Below are 15,263 nucleotides of genomic sequence, written 5' to 3'. Positions count from 1 at the left end.
TCCAAAGAGATCGTTGCGATCAACAAGGACGAAGAAGCGCCGATCTTCCAGGTGGCCGATTACGGTCTGGTGGCGGATCTGTTCGAAGCAGTACCCGAGCTGGAGAAGCTGGTCTAAACCGGCAGCTTCACTTATAAAGAGCCCGGCCTTTTGGTCGGGCTTTTTTTTTGTCTCGGATTTGAGTGGAGTGTTTTGCCATGGATCTGCGCCGCCGCTTGGGCAGCTTGTTAGTGTTGGGGTTTGCGCTGTTGCCGGGATTGTCCATGGCCGCAGGCAAGTGCGAGCGCCTGGTCGTCACCGGCAGTCCCGACGCGCCGCCGTACCTTTGGCAAGACCCGCAGAATCCCAAACAACTGATCGGCGCCAGTGCCGATCTGTTGCAGCAAGTGGCCAAGGATTTGGGCATCAAGGTCGAATTGCTCTACGCAGGCAAGCGCTCTCAGGCACTGGATGAGGTTCGCAGCGGGCGCATCGACATGCTGGCCGATGCGCCGTTGACCTTCAATGAGCTGGAAAACCTCGACTACATCTACCCGCCGTTACTGGAAAACGATTATCTGGTGTGGACGCGCAAAGGCTCGACGCTGGTCTACAGCGAAGCCAAAGACTTGCACGGCCACAGCGGTGCCGTGTCGGAAAAGTCTCGAATGACCCAGGAATTCGGCACCTTTGCCGAGCAGAATCTGACCCTCACCCGGACAGCAAACCTGACCCAGGCCTTTCAGAAATTGCTTCTGGGTGAAGTGGAATATGTACTCGCCGGTCGCTACTCGGGCATGGCAGCCGCGCAGGCGCTGGGCATGGTCAGCGACTTGTTGGCATTTGAGCAGCCGATCGATCGCCCGGGGTTGTTCCTCGCGGTTTCGCATAACTCGGCCTGTAACGATCCGTGGTTGCGCGGACAGTTGGCCAAAAAGATGACAGAATTGCCCGCGTCCGGACTGACGGAAGCCGCGCTGCAACGCAATATCGAGCGCTGGAAGGCGCAGCAGCAACAACCGCAACCTGTCAGTGCCCCAAAACAGTAGGGATTCTTAGTGAGTATTCGACCTCTTTTCGCGGCCATGGCCGTTCTGGCCCTGGCCGGTTGCGCCAACGATCCGGCGCCGAATGAACAAATGCGCCTGACCGAGCAAGCCATCGAACAAGCCAAGGCTGTCGGTGCGACTGCTGATGAAGTGCCGGAAATGAAGCTGGCCGAAGACAAGTTCAAACGGGCCCAAGGCAACATGGCCGACGAGTCGTTCAAGAACGCCCGCATGCGTGCCGAGCAGTCCGAACTGGACGCACGTCTGGCGGAAGCCAAAGTGCTGACCCTCAAGAGTGAAGAACAGTTGAAGGTGCTCAATACCCGCATCGTCCGTCTGCGCAAGCAGCTGGGAGATGCCCAATGAGCCTCAAGTCCAAAGCCCTGGGCGGTTTGATTCTCGCCGGTTGCGCCAGCCTTTATGGCTGCGCCGGTCAACACAGCGAAGCTGCATTGCAACAGGCGAGTACTGATTTTCAGGCAGTGAAAGAAGACTCCAACGTGTTGCGCATCGCGCCCAAAGACGTGATTCGTGCCGGTGAATCCCTGGCCCGTGCCGATCGTCTGTCGACTTATTGGGGCAGCGGCTGGGACGTGGCGCATTACGCATACCTGAGCCAGCGTTACAGTGAAATCGCCCGTGAGCACACCAAACAGGTACTTAACGAAGAAAGTGCAGCCAAGCTGGAACTGGAGCGTCAGCGCCTGCAACTTGCCCTGCGCGAGTCGAAACTGCTCAGCGTTCAGCAGCAGGGTAAGTGGCTCGAAGAGCAGATTGTTGCGTTGGCCACCACGCAGACTGATCGCGGTCTGGTGATGACCCTCGGCGACGTATTGTTCGACACCGGCGAAGCGGAATTGAAGAACTCGGCCAACCGCGTGGTCCTGAAAATCGTGCAGTTCCTGCAACTCAACCCCAAGCGTGTCGTGCGCATCGAGGGTTACACCGACAGCACCGGCGGCAAGCAGGACAACCTCAAACTGTCCCGCGACCGTGCGCAAGCGGTGGCCGATGTGCTGATGGATCTGGGCATCGAGGACAAACGCATTCAGGTCGAAGGTTACGGCGATGAATACCCGGTGGACGCCAATGCTTCCGAGCGCGGGCGTGCACAGAACCGTCGAGTGGAAATTGTTTTCTCCGACGAAAAAGGCCAGCTCGGCGCCGCCCGCTGAGGGCTGCGTCTCTGGAAAGCCCGGGCTGTCATGCAGCGCCGGGCTTTTTTATGTCTGTCGATTGCATCGCAAATCAATACAGTTGCGACTGACAATGCACTGTATGGTTGACTAAAGTGGCAACTGTCCCAGTACACTTCTAAACTGTTCCGGTATTGTTTCACACAAGAATAAAACGCCCGTGAAATCGAGTGCTGCGTCATGACCAATCTCTTGCTCTACCAACGTATTGCTCAGCAACTGGCCGAGGACATCCGCCGTGGTGTCTATCAACCGGGGGAGCGCGTGCCTTCGGTGCGCAAGATGAGTTCGCAGCTCAACGTCAGCCATGCGACGGTGTTGCAGGCTTACGCCAATCTCGAGGATCAGGGGCTGATCCGTGCACGCCCGCAGTCGGGTTATTACGTGCACCAGACGCCGGCACTGACGGCGCCGACGCCGGACATTGCCCGGGTCGAGCGACCAGGCCTGGTCACCCGCAGCAGCATCATTCAGCAAGTGTTGGTCGAATCGCGCCGCGAAGGGGTTTTCCCATTGGGCGCAGCGGTGCCCAGCGTCGAGTATTTGCCGGTGCGCGCTCTGCATCAGCAATTGGCCAAAGTCACCCGTTTCCATAGTCCGCGGGCGTTCAGCTACATGTTCAGCCCGGGTTTTGAACCGTTGCGCCGGCAAGTGGCTATTCGCATGCGTGATGCCGGCGTGGTGGTCGATCCTTCGGAAGTGGTCATCACCCACGGTTGCGTCGATGCCTTGCAGATGTCGCTGCGGGTGCTGACTCGTCCCGGCGATCTGATCGCCGCCGAATCGCCGACCTATTACGGCCTGCTGCAATTGGCCGACTTGCTCGGCTTGAAAGTCATCGAGATCCCCAGCGACCCGGCGACCGGCATGAGCCTGGAAGCGTTGCAACTGGCAGCCAACCAGTGGTCGATCAAGGCCTTGGTGCTGACCACCCGCCTGAGCAATCCGCTGGGCGGCACCATGCCCGAAGAGCGGCAAAAACAATTGCTGCGCCTGGCCTCGGACTTCGATATCCAGATAATCGAAGACGATATCTATGGCGAACTGATGTTCGAGCAAGGCAAGACCAAGGCACTCAAGGCATACGACCGACTGGACCGGGTGATCTATTGCTCGAGTTTCTCCAAGACCCTGTCGCCGGGTGTGCGCATCGGCTGGATGATTGCCGGCAAGTATCAGCAGGAAATCCAGCGCTTGCAGACCTTCACCACGCATTCAGCGTGTAGCGTCACGCAAATGGCCATTGCCGCTTATCTGGAAAATGGCGGTTATGACCGGCATTTGCGGTACATCCGCCAGGAATACCGAAAAAACCTCAGCGCCTTTCAATTGGCGGTGCAGCAGTACTTCCCCGAAGGCACGCAAATGACCCGGCCCACGGGCGGTTTCATTCTTTGGGTGAGTCTGCCGGGCAGGGTCAATACCCAGGAATTGCATGTCCGTGCCTTGCAACAGGGCATCAGTATCGCGCCGGGGCTGATCTTCAGTAATACCGAGCAGTTCAACCACTGTATTCGGCTGAACTGCGGCATTCCGTGGAATCGCGAGGCGGAGCGGGCGCTGATGACCCTCGGTCTGCTGGCCACCCAACTGTGTCAGGAAACAGCCAGCGGTTTCTGAACGAGATGCGAACCAAGCTTGTCATACGACGCTCAACAGGCGAGCATATGGCCCTCTGCCGTTAGTGTCGTGGTTCCATGAAAGCGATTTTTCCTGCCTGGGTTTTGCTCTGCCTGCTGATGATCGGTCATGCTCCTGCTGTCATGGCGGCAACCGATCAGCAAAAACCGACCGCTACAGCCACTGCAAAAAAACCAGCCGTGAGCAAGAAAGCGGCTCCGGTAAAGAAGCGTGCACCCGTCGCCTCCAAGTCGAAGTCCGCCAAAGAAGTTGCCAAAACCAAACTGCCTGCGGCAAAGCTTGATCTGAGCCTGCCCAAGGACATGGTCCAGGAGTTGAAGCCGGTCGGCGCCGTGCCTTTGCCTAAGCGTGAGGCGATCCTGCCGCAGATGTTTGGCGAAAAAGACAGCGGCTTCCAGCTCAACGGGCGTCTGCTCAGCAATGAAATGCAGCTTCAATTGCGTAACGAAGAACGTCGTGAAGTTGAAGGCGCAGCGCTGGATTTCGAATTCAAGCAGTAAATTCAATCCATCGGTGACCCGCAGGGCAGACGCTTTGTCGGAGACTGGTCAGTCACATTGGTTTGTGCGTAAAAACCCCGCTCAAGGAATTTGAAACAACCGTTTTAGCGGTTACTCTGTTCCGCGTCCCTTTAACACATTGCCCGTCGCGAGGAACTCGTCGTCATGAAATGCCGAGAAGGCTGTGGCGCCTGTTGTATTGCCCCTTCCATCAGTTCACCGATTCCCGGTATGCCGCAAGGCAAACCTGCGGGCGAACGTTGCGTGCAGCTCTCGGTCGAAAACCTGTGCAGCATTTTCGGCCAGCCGGAGCGCCCGGCGGTCTGCTCGGATTTCTCCGCCGATGTGGAAGTCTGTGGCAGCAGCCAGCAAGAAGCGATCAAGCTGATTGGCTGGTGGGAGCAGATGACGGCGGCGTGATGTGTCAAACGAACGGAACTTCAACAATAAGGAATAAGACTATGGGTTCGCTGCATCGTATCGCTGTGTTGTGTGGTTTGACTGCCGTGCTGGCTACTTCGGTGGCTCAGGCTGAAGACTGGAAGGTCGCCAAGAATGAGGACGGCATCAAAGTCTCGCTGAGCGAAGTGCCGGGTTCGGACTACAAGTCCTATCAAGGCGTGACGATGATGAAAACCACCGTCGCCAAACTCAAGGCCTTGCAGGAAGACGTTGCCGGTGCCTGCTCCTGGATTCACGAATGCAAGATGCAAAAACTGCTCAAGCATGAAGGTGACCAGAGCTGGACCTATACCCAGTTCAATACACCGTGGCCAGTAACCCCACGTGACTCGGTGCTGCAGGTCACTACCGTAGAAGGCGCCGACGGCAGCCTGACCCGCAACCTGAAAGGTGTTCCAACCTATATTCCGGAAGAAAAGGGCTTCGTGCGCGTTGCTCAGGTCACTGGTTTCTGGAAGTTCGTCCCTAAAGGCGATCAGGTAGAAGTGACTTACCAGGTGCACACCGAGCCAGGTGGCAGCGTACCGGCGATGGTTGCCAACAAGTTTGTCGTTGATGCGCCGTTCAATACCCTGAAAGAACTGAAAGCGCGCGCCGAGAAGTAATCAGCGCGTCTCCAGCCAAACGCCCCGATCATTCGGGGCGTTTTGTTTTGTAGCTATTTTGTGTTTCCAGATATGCGTTGCACGAAATTTTCACAAAGTGTTCCAGACAATTCGCCCGCGCTGTTTGCACCCTGTCCCGGTATGGCGCTGGCTTGAAATGAAAGAGTCAGGCTGCGGGCAGTAATCAATGGCAATGGTGCCGTTGATCGTGCAACATTTGCGCACCGCGCACGCCCCGGGGCCTGGAATGGCCAATAGAGGGCAGGGCGCAGCTGTATTTTTGCAACTTCAACTTCCAATGGGTCCTAAAACGACATGGCAAACCCGGACGCCCTGAATCAGCAGCGATCTTCAAGTCGCCTGCTGCAACCGACCGTCAAATCGCATCTGGCCTACACGCTGCTGTGCGCGCTGGTCATGATGGTGATGTTTTCCGTGCTGCGCCTCGCGCTGCTGGTCTACAACCGCGAGATGATCCTCGATACCCCGGCCTCGACTTTCCTCGAAGCCTTCGCCAACGGCCTGCGGTTCGACCTGCGCCTGGTGGTTTACGTCTGCGTTCCGCTGGTGCTGGCACTGTTCAGTGCCCGAGCGATGGCGGCGCGTGGATTCTTCCGCCTCTGGCTGAGCATTGCGTCGAGCATCGCGCTGTTCCTCGGCCTGATGGAGATGGACTTCTATCGCGAGTTCCACCAGCGCCTCAACGGTCTGGTGTTTCAGTACGTGAAAGAAGACCCGAAAACCGTGATGAGCATGCTCTGGTACGGTTTCCCGGTGGTGCGTTATCTGCTGGCCTGGGCCGTGGGCACCGTGATCCTGACACTGGCGTTCAAAGGCGCCGACCGTGCAACGCGTCCTCGCGGGCCGTTCAGTGGCGGCAATGTCAGCACCCGTCAGATTGCGCCATGGTATGCGCGCCTTGCGGTGTTCGTGGTGTGTCTGCTGATCTGTGTGGTTGCCGCTCGTGGCACCCTGCGTCAGGGTCCTCCACTGCGTTGGGGCGACGTCTACACCACCGATTCGAACTTCGCCAACCAGTTGGGCCTCAACGGCACGTTGTCGCTGATCTCCGCGGCGAAAGACCGGATGGGCGAAGATCGCAACAACATCTGGAAAGCCACACTGCCGGAAGCTGAAGCACAGAAAATCGTGCGTGAAATGCTGGTGATGCCGGACGACAAACTGGTTGATGCCGATATTGCCGCTGTGCGTCGTGACTACACGCCGCCAGCCGACAAGACCCTGCCGATCAAGAACGTTGTCGTGATCCTGATGGAAAGCATGGCCGGTCACTCGGTGGGCGCATTGGGCGCACCGGGCAACATCACGCCATACCTCGACAAACTGTCGAAGGAAGGCCTGCTGTTCGACCGCTTCTTCTCCAACGGCACCCACACCCACCAGGGTATGTTCGCCACGATGGCCTGCTTCCCGAACCTGCCAGGTTTCGAATACCTGATGCAGACCCCGGAAGGCAGCCACAAGTTGTCCGGTTTGCCGCAACTGCTGAGCGCGCGCAAATATGACGACGTTTACGTCTACAACGGTGATTTCGCCTGGGACAACCAGTCGGGCTTCTTCAGCAACCAGGGCATGACCAACTTCGTTGGCCGTAATGACTTCGTCAACCCGGTGTTCTCCGATCCGACCTGGGGTGTGTCCGACCAGGACATGTTCGACCGTGGTCTGGTGGAGCTGAAGGCACGGGAAAACGGCAAGCCGTTCTACGCGCTGCTGCAAACCCTGTCCAACCACACGCCATACGCCTTGCCGACGCCATTGCCGGTCGAGCGCGTGACTGATCGTGGCAGCCTCAACGAACACTTGACCGCCATGCGCTACGCCGACTGGGCACTGGGTCAGTTCTTCGAGAAGGCGCGAAAAGAGCCGTACTTCAAGGAAACTCTGTTCGTGATCGTTGGCGACCACGGTTTCGGCAACGAGCGTCAGATCACCGAAATGGACCTGGGTCGCTTCAACGTACCGATGCTGATGATCGCACCGGGCATCCAGGAGAAATTCGGCCAGCGTGACCACACCGTGGGTACGCAGATCGATATCGTGCCGACCATCATGGGTCGTCTGGGTGGCGAAGTGCGTCATCAATGCTGGGGTCGTGACCTGCTCAACCTGCCGGCTGGCGACACCGGTTTCGGTGTGATCAAGCCTTCGGGTAGCGAGCAGACCACCGCCATTGTCACGGCTGACCAGATTCTGGTGCTGCCGAAAGAGAAAGAAATGGCGCCGAAGATCTACCAGTACCAACTGGGCGCGAATCCTTCAGCCGAGATCATTCCGGACGCACCGCGTACTGCTGAACTGAAACTCAAGCTTGAAGCATTCCTGCAAACGGCGACCAAGAGCCTGATGGACAACACTGCTGGTGTAGTCAACGGCAAGCCGGACTGATAGTTCTGCAATAAGCTGTACGCAATAAAAAAGAGGCCCTGAAAAGGGCCTCTTTTTTTTACGCTTGAATCGTTATATCCGACCGAGTAACAACAGCACCAGGAGCACGACCAATACCACGCCGATAATGCCCGATGGACCGTAACCCCAACTTCTAGAGTGCGGGAAGACCGGCAGACCACCGATCAGCAACAGGATCAGGATGATTATAAGAATTGTGCCCATGTCGATTTCCTTGTGGGTAGTGTTCGAGAAGTCTTGGTGTTTGATGGCGGCTGGACACTAAGTAAATCCAGACTGCTTACAAGTTCCGACTGGTGCGCTTGAAAGAAAATTCAATGTTTTTTTAATGTATTTGGATCGTTCGCTTATTTCCTTTAAAGCAAAAGATCAAAAGATCGCAGCCTTCGGCGGCTCCTACAGGAATCGGTGTAGGAGCTGCCGAAGGCTGCGATCTTTTGATCTTGCATTCAGCAATCTGATGGAGCGTGGGTCGCTGCTGATCCTTCGCTACACTCCGCGCATCTTCCCCAGAACAACAAGGCTGTCTGCTATGCAAAATCGCATGATGATCACTGGTGCGGGCTCTGGCCTGGGTCGCGAAATCGCGCTGCGCTGGGCGCGTGAAGGCTGGCAACTGGCCCTGTCGGATGTCAGCGAACCCGGTCTGGTGGAAACCCTGAAACTGGTGCGCGAGGCGGGCGGTGACGGCTTTATCCAGCGCTGCGACGTGCGCGACTACAGTCAACTGACTGCATTCGCCCAGGCCTGCGAAGAGAAGCTCGGCGGTATCGACATCATCGTCAATAACGCTGGTGTGGCCTCTGGCGGGTTCTTCAGCGAACTGTCGCTGGAAGACTGGGACTGGCAGATCGCAATCAACCTGATGGGCGTGGTCAAAGGCTGCAAGGCGTTCCTGCCGTTGCTGGAGCAAAGCAAAGGCAAGATCATCAACATCGCGTCGATGGCCGCACTGATGCAAGGCCCGGCGATGAGCAATTACAACGTGGCCAAGGCTGGCGTGGTGGCGTTGTCGGAAAGCCTGCTGATCGAACTGGCGCAACAGGAAGTCGGTGTGCATGTGGTTTGCCCGTCATTCTTCCAGACCAACCTGCTCGACTCGTTCCGTGGCCCGACTCCGGCAATGAAGGCTCAGGTCGGCAAGTTGCTGGAGAGTTCGCCGATTACTGCGGCGGACATCGCCGACTACATTTACCAGCAAGTCGCCGCAGGCGAGTTCATGATCTTGCCGCACGAACAAGGTCGCATGGCCTGGGCGATCAAGCAGAAAAACCCGCAACTGCTGTACAACGAAATGACCTCCATGGCGGAAAAAATGCGCGCCAAGGCCAAGCAAACCAACGGCTGAACTTGCCTGCGAAGTAGTGCATCGTTAGGGTGGCCGCCATCTTCACCCTGACGAGACTTCGCACATGCTCAATTACTTGTGGTTTTTCCTCGCGGCATTGTTCGAAATCGCCGGTTGTTTTGCATTCTGGATGTGGCTGCGCCAAGGTAAAAGTGCCTTGTGGGTGATCCCGGCGCTGCTCAGTCTGACCTTGTTCGCGCTGCTGTTGACCCGCGTCGAAGCGACTTACGCGGGCCGCGCCTATGCGGCTTATGGCGGCATCTATATCGTTGCGTCGATTGGCTGGCTGGCCGTGGTGGAGCGCATTCGCCCGCTGGGCTCGGACTGGATCGGCGTGGCATTGTGCGTGATCGGTGCCAGCATCATTTTGTTCGGGCCGAAGTTTTCGGCAGCGTGATCTGTGAGCTTTCTGCGCCGATTTGCAGGAAGCGTCTGACAGGCAAATCGATGGGCGTTGTAGGGCAAGACTGAATTGCCCGGCGCGCATTGTGGTGCGCTCGGGCGCGGTGCATCTTCAAGGCTGATCAACCTTGAAGGACGAACTCAATGCTTGTACTCAGTCGTGTTGTCGGCGAATTGATTTCCATCGGTGACGACATCACCCTGCGCGTGCTGTCGGTCAACGGGTCGAGCGTGCGCTTTGGCGTCGAAGCCCCTCAGCAGGTCAACGTGCACCGTGCCGAGGTCTACGAAAGAATCCAGCGCAAACAGGCCAGCGCCAAGGGTCGTTGAGGCTGGTCAGTCGAATAGATGCTTGGGCACATCGTGCTTCAGCATCAACTGGCATTGCTCGCTTTCCGGGTCAAAGACGATCAGTGCCTGGCCTTTGGTCAGCGCCTGACGCACGCGCAGTACGCGGGTTTCCAGCGGCGTGTCATCACCGTTGTCGGTACCATCGCGAGTGACGAAATCCTCGATCAGGCGGGTGAGGGTGTCGACTTCAAGGGCGTCGTAGGGAATCAGCATGGGCACCTCGGCTAAATCAATGTCGGGATGCTACGGCGATTGCCGGTTGCCTGCCAGTTTTGTGTTGGTCGTACCGGCCCCTTCGCTGGCAAGCCAGCTCCCACAAGGTTTAATGGTTTACACAATATTGTGTTCCACCCCAAAACCTGTGGGAGCTGGCTTGCCAGCGATGAGGCCCGTCATGTCACAACTCAATCTGAATCAGCTATCCGACCGCTGCCCGACCAGACTGTCCACCGAAGGCACCCGTGTATCGCTTTCCATCTGCGTCTCGTGCTCGATCTGATGACTGAATCGATCCAGCGAAGCATTGGCCGGCGCCGCATCGCTGGCAAACACTGGCGGACTCAGGATGTAGGCACACAGCAAGCGACTCAGCGCTGCGAGGCTGTCGATGTGCGTGCGCTCATAACCATGGGTCGCATCGCAGCCGAAAGCCAGCAGGGCGGTGCGGATATCGTGCCCGGCGGTCACCGCCGAATGCGCGTCGCTGTAGTAATAACGGAACATGTCCCGGCGCACCGGCAGTTCGTTTTCACCGGCCAGCCGCAGCAAGTGCCGCGACAGGTGATAGTCGTACGGTCCGCCGGAATCCTGCATCGCCACGCTTACCGCGTGCTCGCTGGAGTGCTGGCCCGGTGCGACCGGTGCGATGTCGATGCCGACAAACTCACTGACATCCCAAGGCAACGCCGCCGCTGCACCGCTTCCGGTTTCCTCGGTGATGGTGAACAGCGGATGGCAATCGATCATCAGTTCCTGACCGCTGTCGACGATGGCTTTGAGTGACGCCAGCAACGCGGCGACCCCGGCCTTGTCGTCTAGATGGCGAGCGCTGATATGCCCGCTTTCAGTGAACTCCGGCAACGGATCGAAGGCCACCACATCACCGACGCTGATCCCCAGCGAATCGCAATCGGCCTTGGTCGCGCAATAGGCGTCGAGGCGCAGTTCGACGTGATCCCAACTGATCGGCATCTCGTCCACCGCTGTATTGAATGCGTGCCCCGAGGCCATCAGCGGCAGCACGCTGCCACGAATCACGCCGTTGTCGGTGAACAGGCTGACGCGGCTACCCTCGGCAAAACGGCTGGACCAACAGCCAACCGGGGCGAGGGTCAGACGCCCGTTGTCTTTGACTGCACACACGGCGGCCCCGATGGTATCGAGGTGCGCCGAGACAGCTCGGTCGGGGCTGTTCTTCTTGCCCTTGAGCGTGGCGCGGATGGTGCCGCGTCGGGTCATTTCGAAGGGAATGCCGAGTTCCTCCAGACGCTCGGCGACGTAGCGCACGATGGTGTCGGTGAACCCGGTGGGGCTGGGAATGGCGAGCATTTCCAGCAGGACTTTTTGCAGGTAGTTGAGATCCGGTTCGGGAAATTGACTGTTCATGGAAACTCCTGATGAGTTGAGCGCATCGATGGTTTCGATGAGGGGCATTTGATGGTAGCTGTCAGGGCCTCATCGCTGGCAAGCCAGCTCCCACAGGATCAGAGGCGTACCCAATAACTGTGGGAGCGGGCTTGCCCGCGATGGGGCCGGATCAGGCACTACATATTCAAGAAACAGCCGGCTGACTGTGCGGAAACAACAAATCCACAAACCGCTCTGCCGTCGGCTGCGGTTCATGGTTGGCCAACCCGGCGCGTTCGTTGGCTTCGATAAATACGTACTCCGGTTGATCCGCCGCCGGCACCATCAGATCGAGGCCGACCATCGGAATATCCAGCGCCCGGGCCGCGCGCACGGCAGCATCGACCAGTGTCGGATGCAGAATCGCCGTCACATCCTCCAGCGTGCCACCGGTGTGCAGATTGGCGGTGCGCCGCACGAACAGATGCTCGCCAGCCGCCAGAATGCTGCTGTAGTCATAACCGGCCGCATGCAAAGTGCGCTGGGTTTCGTGATCCAGCGGGATTTTGCTTTCGCCGCTGGTAGCCGCTTGCCGACGACGGCTCTGCGCTTCGATCAACGCGCCGATCGAGTGCTGACCGTCGCCAACCACTTCCGCCGGACGACGAATTGCCGCCGCGACCACCTCAAATCCGATCACCAGAATCCGTAGATCCAGCCCTTCGTGGAAACTCTCCAGCAGCACGCGACTGTCAAATTGCTTAGCCGCGTCGATGGCTTGCTGCACCTCTTCGATGCTCTGCAAGTCCACTGCGACGCCCTGGCCTTGCTCGCCGTCCAGCGGCTTGACCACGACTCGTTGATGCTCATCGAGGAATGCCAGATTGTCGTCGGCGTTGGCGGCCAGTTGCTGCGACGGCAACTTCAAACCTGCGGTCTTGAGCACCTTGTGCGTCAGGCTTTTGTCCTGGCACAACGTCATGCTGATGGCGCTGGTCAGATCGCTCAGGGATTCACGGCAACGCACCCGGCGTCCGCCATGACTGAGGGTGAACAAACCCGCATCGGCGTCATCCACCTGCACATCAATACCGCGTCGATGAGCCTCTTCGACAATGATCCGCGCGTACGGATTGAAGTTGGCTTCCGGCCCCGGGCCGAGGAACAGCGTCTGATTGATGCCGTTTTTGCGCTTGATGGCGAAGGTCGAGAGATTGCGGAAACCGAGTTTGGCGTAGAGGCTTTTTGCTTGCCGGTTGTCATGCAACACCGACAAATCGAGATAGCTCAAACCGCGACTCATGAAGTGCTCAATCAAATGACGCACGAGCACTTCGCCAACCCCCGGACGCGAACACTGCGGATCAACCGCCAGGCACCAGAGGCTGCTGCCGTTTTCCGGATCGTTGAACGCCTTGTGATGATTCAGGCCCATGACGCTGCCGATCACCGCACCGCTGTCTTCGTCCTCCGCCAGCCAATAAACCGGACCGCCCTGATGGTGCGGCGTGAGCAATGTGGCATCAATCGGCAGCATGCCGCGCGCCTGATACAGGTTATTGATTGCCTGCCAGTCCGCTTCGCTCTGCGCCCGGCGGATACGGAAACCGCGAAACACTCGGGTCGCCTGCCGGTAATCGCTGAACCACAGACGCAGCGTGTCAGACGGATCGAGAAACAGCAGCGTCGGTTCGAGGCCGAGAATTTGCTGCGGAGCGGCGACGTACAGCGCGATGTCGCGCTCGCCCGGTTGCTCGTTGAGCAGCTCTTGCGCAAGGCTCGCCGGGTCAGGAAAGGTGTGGCCGATCAACAACCGCCCCCAGCCGCAATGCACGGCGATGGGATCGGTTGCGAGCTGGCTGCCGTCTTCGGCGAGCCGCGCCTGCAAGCGTTCATACGAAGGTGTCTGACCGCGCAACAAGCGTTGGCTGTAAGCCGTGGCGTGGGGTTTCATCAATCAGATTCCTTGTTCGCTGAGCCACAGGTTCAGTGCCGCCAGTTGCCACAGCTTCGAGCCGCGCAACGGGGTCAATTGGCCTTGCGGATCGGTCAGCAGTTTGTCGAGCATCGCCGGGTTGAACAGGCCGCGATCCTGGCTCGGGTCGAGCAGCAGATCACGCACCCAGTTCAGCGTGTCGCCCTGCAAATGCTTGAGGCCGGGCACCGGGAAATAGCCTTTCTTGCGGTCGATCACTTCGCTCGGGATGACCATGCGTGCAGCTTCTTTCAGAACCTGTTTGCCGCCATCGGGCAGCTTGAACTTGCCCGGCACCCGCGCCGACAGTTCAACCAGTCGATAGTCGAGAAACGGCGTGCGCGCTTCCAGGCCCCAGGCCATGGTCATGTTGTCGACGCGTTTGACCGGGTCGTCCACCAGCATCACCGTGCTGTCCAGACGCAGGGCTTTGTCGACCGCCGCATTGGCGCCGGGTTGTGCGAAATGTTCCTTAACGAAGTCGCCGGCAGCGTCATTGGCCGTCAGCCATTTCGGCTGCACGGTGGCGGCGTAGTCGTCGTAGCTGCGGTCGAAAAACGCCTCGCGATACGCCGCGTACGGATCGGCCGCGCCGTCCACTTGCGGGTACCAGTGATAACCGGCGAACAACTCGTCGGCGCCTTGGCCGCTTTGCACCACTTTGCAGTGCTTGGCCACTTCGCGGGACAACAGATAGAAGGCGATGCAGTCATGGCTGACCATCGGCTCGCTCATTGCGCGGAACGCTGCGGGCAACTGCTCGATGATCTCTTTTTCGTCGATGCGCAGTTGGTGATGCTGAGTGCCGTAGTGTTTGGCGATCAGATCGGAATACTGAAACTCGTCTCCGCGCTCGCCGCCGGCATCCTTAAAACCGATGGAGAAGGTCGAGAGATTCTCCACGCCGACTTCACGCAACAAGCCAACGAGCATGCTCGAATCGACGCCACCCGAAAGCAGCACGCCAACATCCACCGCCGCACGTTGACGAATGGCCACGGCTTCGCGGGTGCTGTCGAGGACGCGGTCACGCCAGTCTTCGAGGGTCAGATTTTTCTCATCCTCGTGTGGGCCATAGGGCAGCGTCCACCAGGTTTTCTGTTCGGTGCGGCCATCGGCTTCGATACGCATCCAGGTCGCTGGCGGCAGTTTTTCGATGCCGGCCAGTAGCGTGCGCGGCGCCGGAACCACGGCGTGGAAGTTCAGGTAATGATTGAGTGCCACCGGGTCGAGAATCGGGTTGATATCGCCACCCTTGAGCAGCGCCGGCAATGCCGAGGCAAAACGCAAACGCTGACCAGTGCGCGACAGGTACAGCGGCTTCACACCGAGTCGGTCACGGGCGATAAACAGACGCTGCGCGTCACGCTCCCAGATGGCGAAGGCAAACATGCCATTGAGTTTCGGCAGCAACGCTTCGCCCCAGGCGTGATAACCCTTGAGCAGCACTTCGGTGTCGCCACCGGAATAGAAGGCGTAGCCCAGCGCTTCGAGTTCGGCACGCAGTTCCGGGAAGTTGTAGATCGCGCCGTTGAAGGCCAGGGACAAGCCCAGTTGACTGTCGATCATCGGCTGCGCCGAGCCGTCCGACAGGTCCATGATTTTCAGGCGACGATGGCCCAGGGCAATCGGCCCTTGGGCATGGAAACCCCACGCGTCGGGGCCGCGAGGGGCCAGGTGATGGGTGATTCGCTCAATGGCTGCAAGGTCTGCAGGTTGATGATCAAAACGTAACTCGCCAGCTAATCCGCACATAAAG

General features: G+C 58.5%; 17 protein-coding genes. 12 read left to right on the top strand and 5 right to left on the bottom strand.

Going from position 1 to position 15,263, the window contains the following annotated elements; genetic code table 11:
- The 9 genes from ACIOZM_RS16895 to ACIOZM_RS16855 all read left to right on the top strand — a co-directional run.
- A partial coding sequence (locus tag ACIOZM_RS16895; protein ID WP_401215965.1) for an electron transfer flavoprotein subunit alpha occupies positions 1-117 on the top strand: 117 nt, incomplete at its 5' end.
- Between the two features lie 80 nt (positions 118-197).
- Entirely contained in the window at positions 198-1,028 is an 831-nt protein-coding gene (locus ACIOZM_RS16890; RefSeq protein WP_401215883.1) for a substrate-binding periplasmic protein, read from the top strand.
- Between the two features lie 9 nt (positions 1,029-1,037).
- A complete protein-coding gene (locus ACIOZM_RS16885; RefSeq protein ID WP_401215881.1) occupies positions 1,038-1,394 on the top strand; it encodes a DUF4398 domain-containing protein in 357 nt (118 codons plus the stop codon).
- On the top strand, positions 1,391-2,203 hold the full coding sequence (locus ACIOZM_RS16880; protein ID WP_401215880.1) for an OmpA family protein: 813 nt from the start codon (positions 1,391-1,393) through the stop codon (positions 2,201-2,203). The genes ACIOZM_RS16885 and ACIOZM_RS16880 overlap by 4 nt, the downstream gene beginning before the upstream one ends.
- 201 nt (positions 2,204-2,404) lie before the next feature.
- A complete protein-coding gene (locus tag ACIOZM_RS16875; RefSeq protein WP_401215878.1) occupies positions 2,405-3,844 on the top strand; it encodes a PLP-dependent aminotransferase family protein in 1,440 nt (479 codons plus the stop codon).
- Between the two features lie 77 nt (positions 3,845-3,921).
- Entirely contained in the window at positions 3,922-4,365 is a 444-nt protein-coding gene (locus ACIOZM_RS16870; RefSeq protein ID WP_401215876.1) for a translation initiation factor 2, read from the top strand.
- 165 nt (positions 4,366-4,530) lie between these two features.
- Positions 4,531-4,785, top strand: coding sequence for a YkgJ family cysteine cluster protein (locus ACIOZM_RS16865; protein ID WP_401215874.1), 255 nt, complete (start codon positions 4,531-4,533; stop codon positions 4,783-4,785).
- Between the two features lie 41 nt (positions 4,786-4,826).
- Complete coding sequence (locus ACIOZM_RS16860) at positions 4,827-5,432, top strand: START domain-containing protein (RefSeq protein WP_401215872.1); 606 nt, start codon at positions 4,827-4,829, stop codon at positions 5,430-5,432.
- Positions 5,433-5,747: 315 nt separating this feature from the next.
- Positions 5,748-7,841, top strand: coding sequence for an LTA synthase family protein (locus ACIOZM_RS16855; RefSeq protein ID WP_401215870.1), 2,094 nt, complete (start codon positions 5,748-5,750; stop codon positions 7,839-7,841).
- A gap of 72 nt (positions 7,842-7,913) precedes the next feature.
- On the opposite strand, the gene ACIOZM_RS16850 is transcribed toward ACIOZM_RS16855, so the two are convergent.
- Positions 7,914-8,072: a DUF3309 family protein gene (locus tag ACIOZM_RS16850; RefSeq protein ID WP_169432680.1), complete on the bottom strand. Its 159-nt coding sequence runs from the start codon at positions 8,070-8,072 to the stop codon at positions 7,914-7,916.
- Between the two features lie 322 nt (positions 8,073-8,394).
- Between ACIOZM_RS16850 and ACIOZM_RS16845 the strand changes: the two genes are divergently transcribed.
- From ACIOZM_RS16845 to csrA, 3 genes are all read left to right on the top strand, one after another.
- Positions 8,395-9,210: an SDR family oxidoreductase gene (locus ACIOZM_RS16845; RefSeq protein ID WP_401215868.1), complete on the top strand. Its 816-nt coding sequence runs from the start codon at positions 8,395-8,397 to the stop codon at positions 9,208-9,210.
- 64 nt (positions 9,211-9,274) lie between these two features.
- Complete coding sequence (locus ACIOZM_RS16840) at positions 9,275-9,607, top strand: YnfA family protein (protein WP_401215866.1); 333 nt, start codon at positions 9,275-9,277, stop codon at positions 9,605-9,607.
- Between the two features lie 149 nt (positions 9,608-9,756).
- On the top strand, positions 9,757-9,942 hold the full coding sequence (gene csrA / locus ACIOZM_RS16835; RefSeq protein ID WP_401215865.1) for a carbon storage regulator CsrA: 186 nt from the start codon (positions 9,757-9,759) through the stop codon (positions 9,940-9,942).
- A gap of 6 nt (positions 9,943-9,948) precedes the next feature.
- Here the strand turns inward: csrA and ACIOZM_RS16830 are convergent, their stop codons facing one another.
- The 4 genes from ACIOZM_RS16830 to ACIOZM_RS16815 all read right to left on the bottom strand — a co-directional run bounded on the left by ACIOZM_RS16830 (position 9,949) and on the right by ACIOZM_RS16815 (position 15,259).
- Complete coding sequence (locus ACIOZM_RS16830; protein ID WP_003192759.1) at positions 9,949-10,176, bottom strand: YheU family protein; 228 nt, start codon at positions 10,174-10,176, stop codon at positions 9,949-9,951.
- 201 nt (positions 10,177-10,377) lie between these two features.
- The gene (locus tag ACIOZM_RS16825; RefSeq protein ID WP_401215864.1) at positions 10,378-11,568 is read right to left on the bottom strand and encodes an osmoprotectant NAGGN system M42 family peptidase; all 1,191 of its coding nucleotides are present in this window, start codon (positions 11,566-11,568) and stop codon (positions 10,378-10,380) included.
- A gap of 166 nt (positions 11,569-11,734) precedes the next feature.
- Positions 11,735-13,483 (bottom strand): N-acetylglutaminylglutamine synthetase, encoded by a 1,749-nt coding sequence (ngg, locus tag ACIOZM_RS16820; RefSeq protein ID WP_401215862.1) that lies wholly within the window; start codon positions 13,481-13,483, stop codon positions 11,735-11,737.
- A 3-nt stretch (positions 13,484-13,486) separates the two neighbouring features.
- Positions 13,487-15,259, bottom strand: coding sequence for an N-acetylglutaminylglutamine amidotransferase (locus tag ACIOZM_RS16815; RefSeq protein WP_401215861.1), 1,773 nt, complete (start codon positions 15,257-15,259; stop codon positions 13,487-13,489).
- Positions 15,260-15,263 lie beyond the last annotated feature (4 nt).

Origin of the sequence: Pseudomonas sp. NPDC087346, from assembly GCF_044744235.1 — a bacterium.
Classification (GTDB): Bacteria; Pseudomonadota; Gammaproteobacteria; order Pseudomonadales; family Pseudomonadaceae; genus Aquipseudomonas.
The sequence above is the reverse complement of the archived record's forward strand: the minus strand, read 5'-3'. Positions and strand labels throughout refer to the sequence as shown.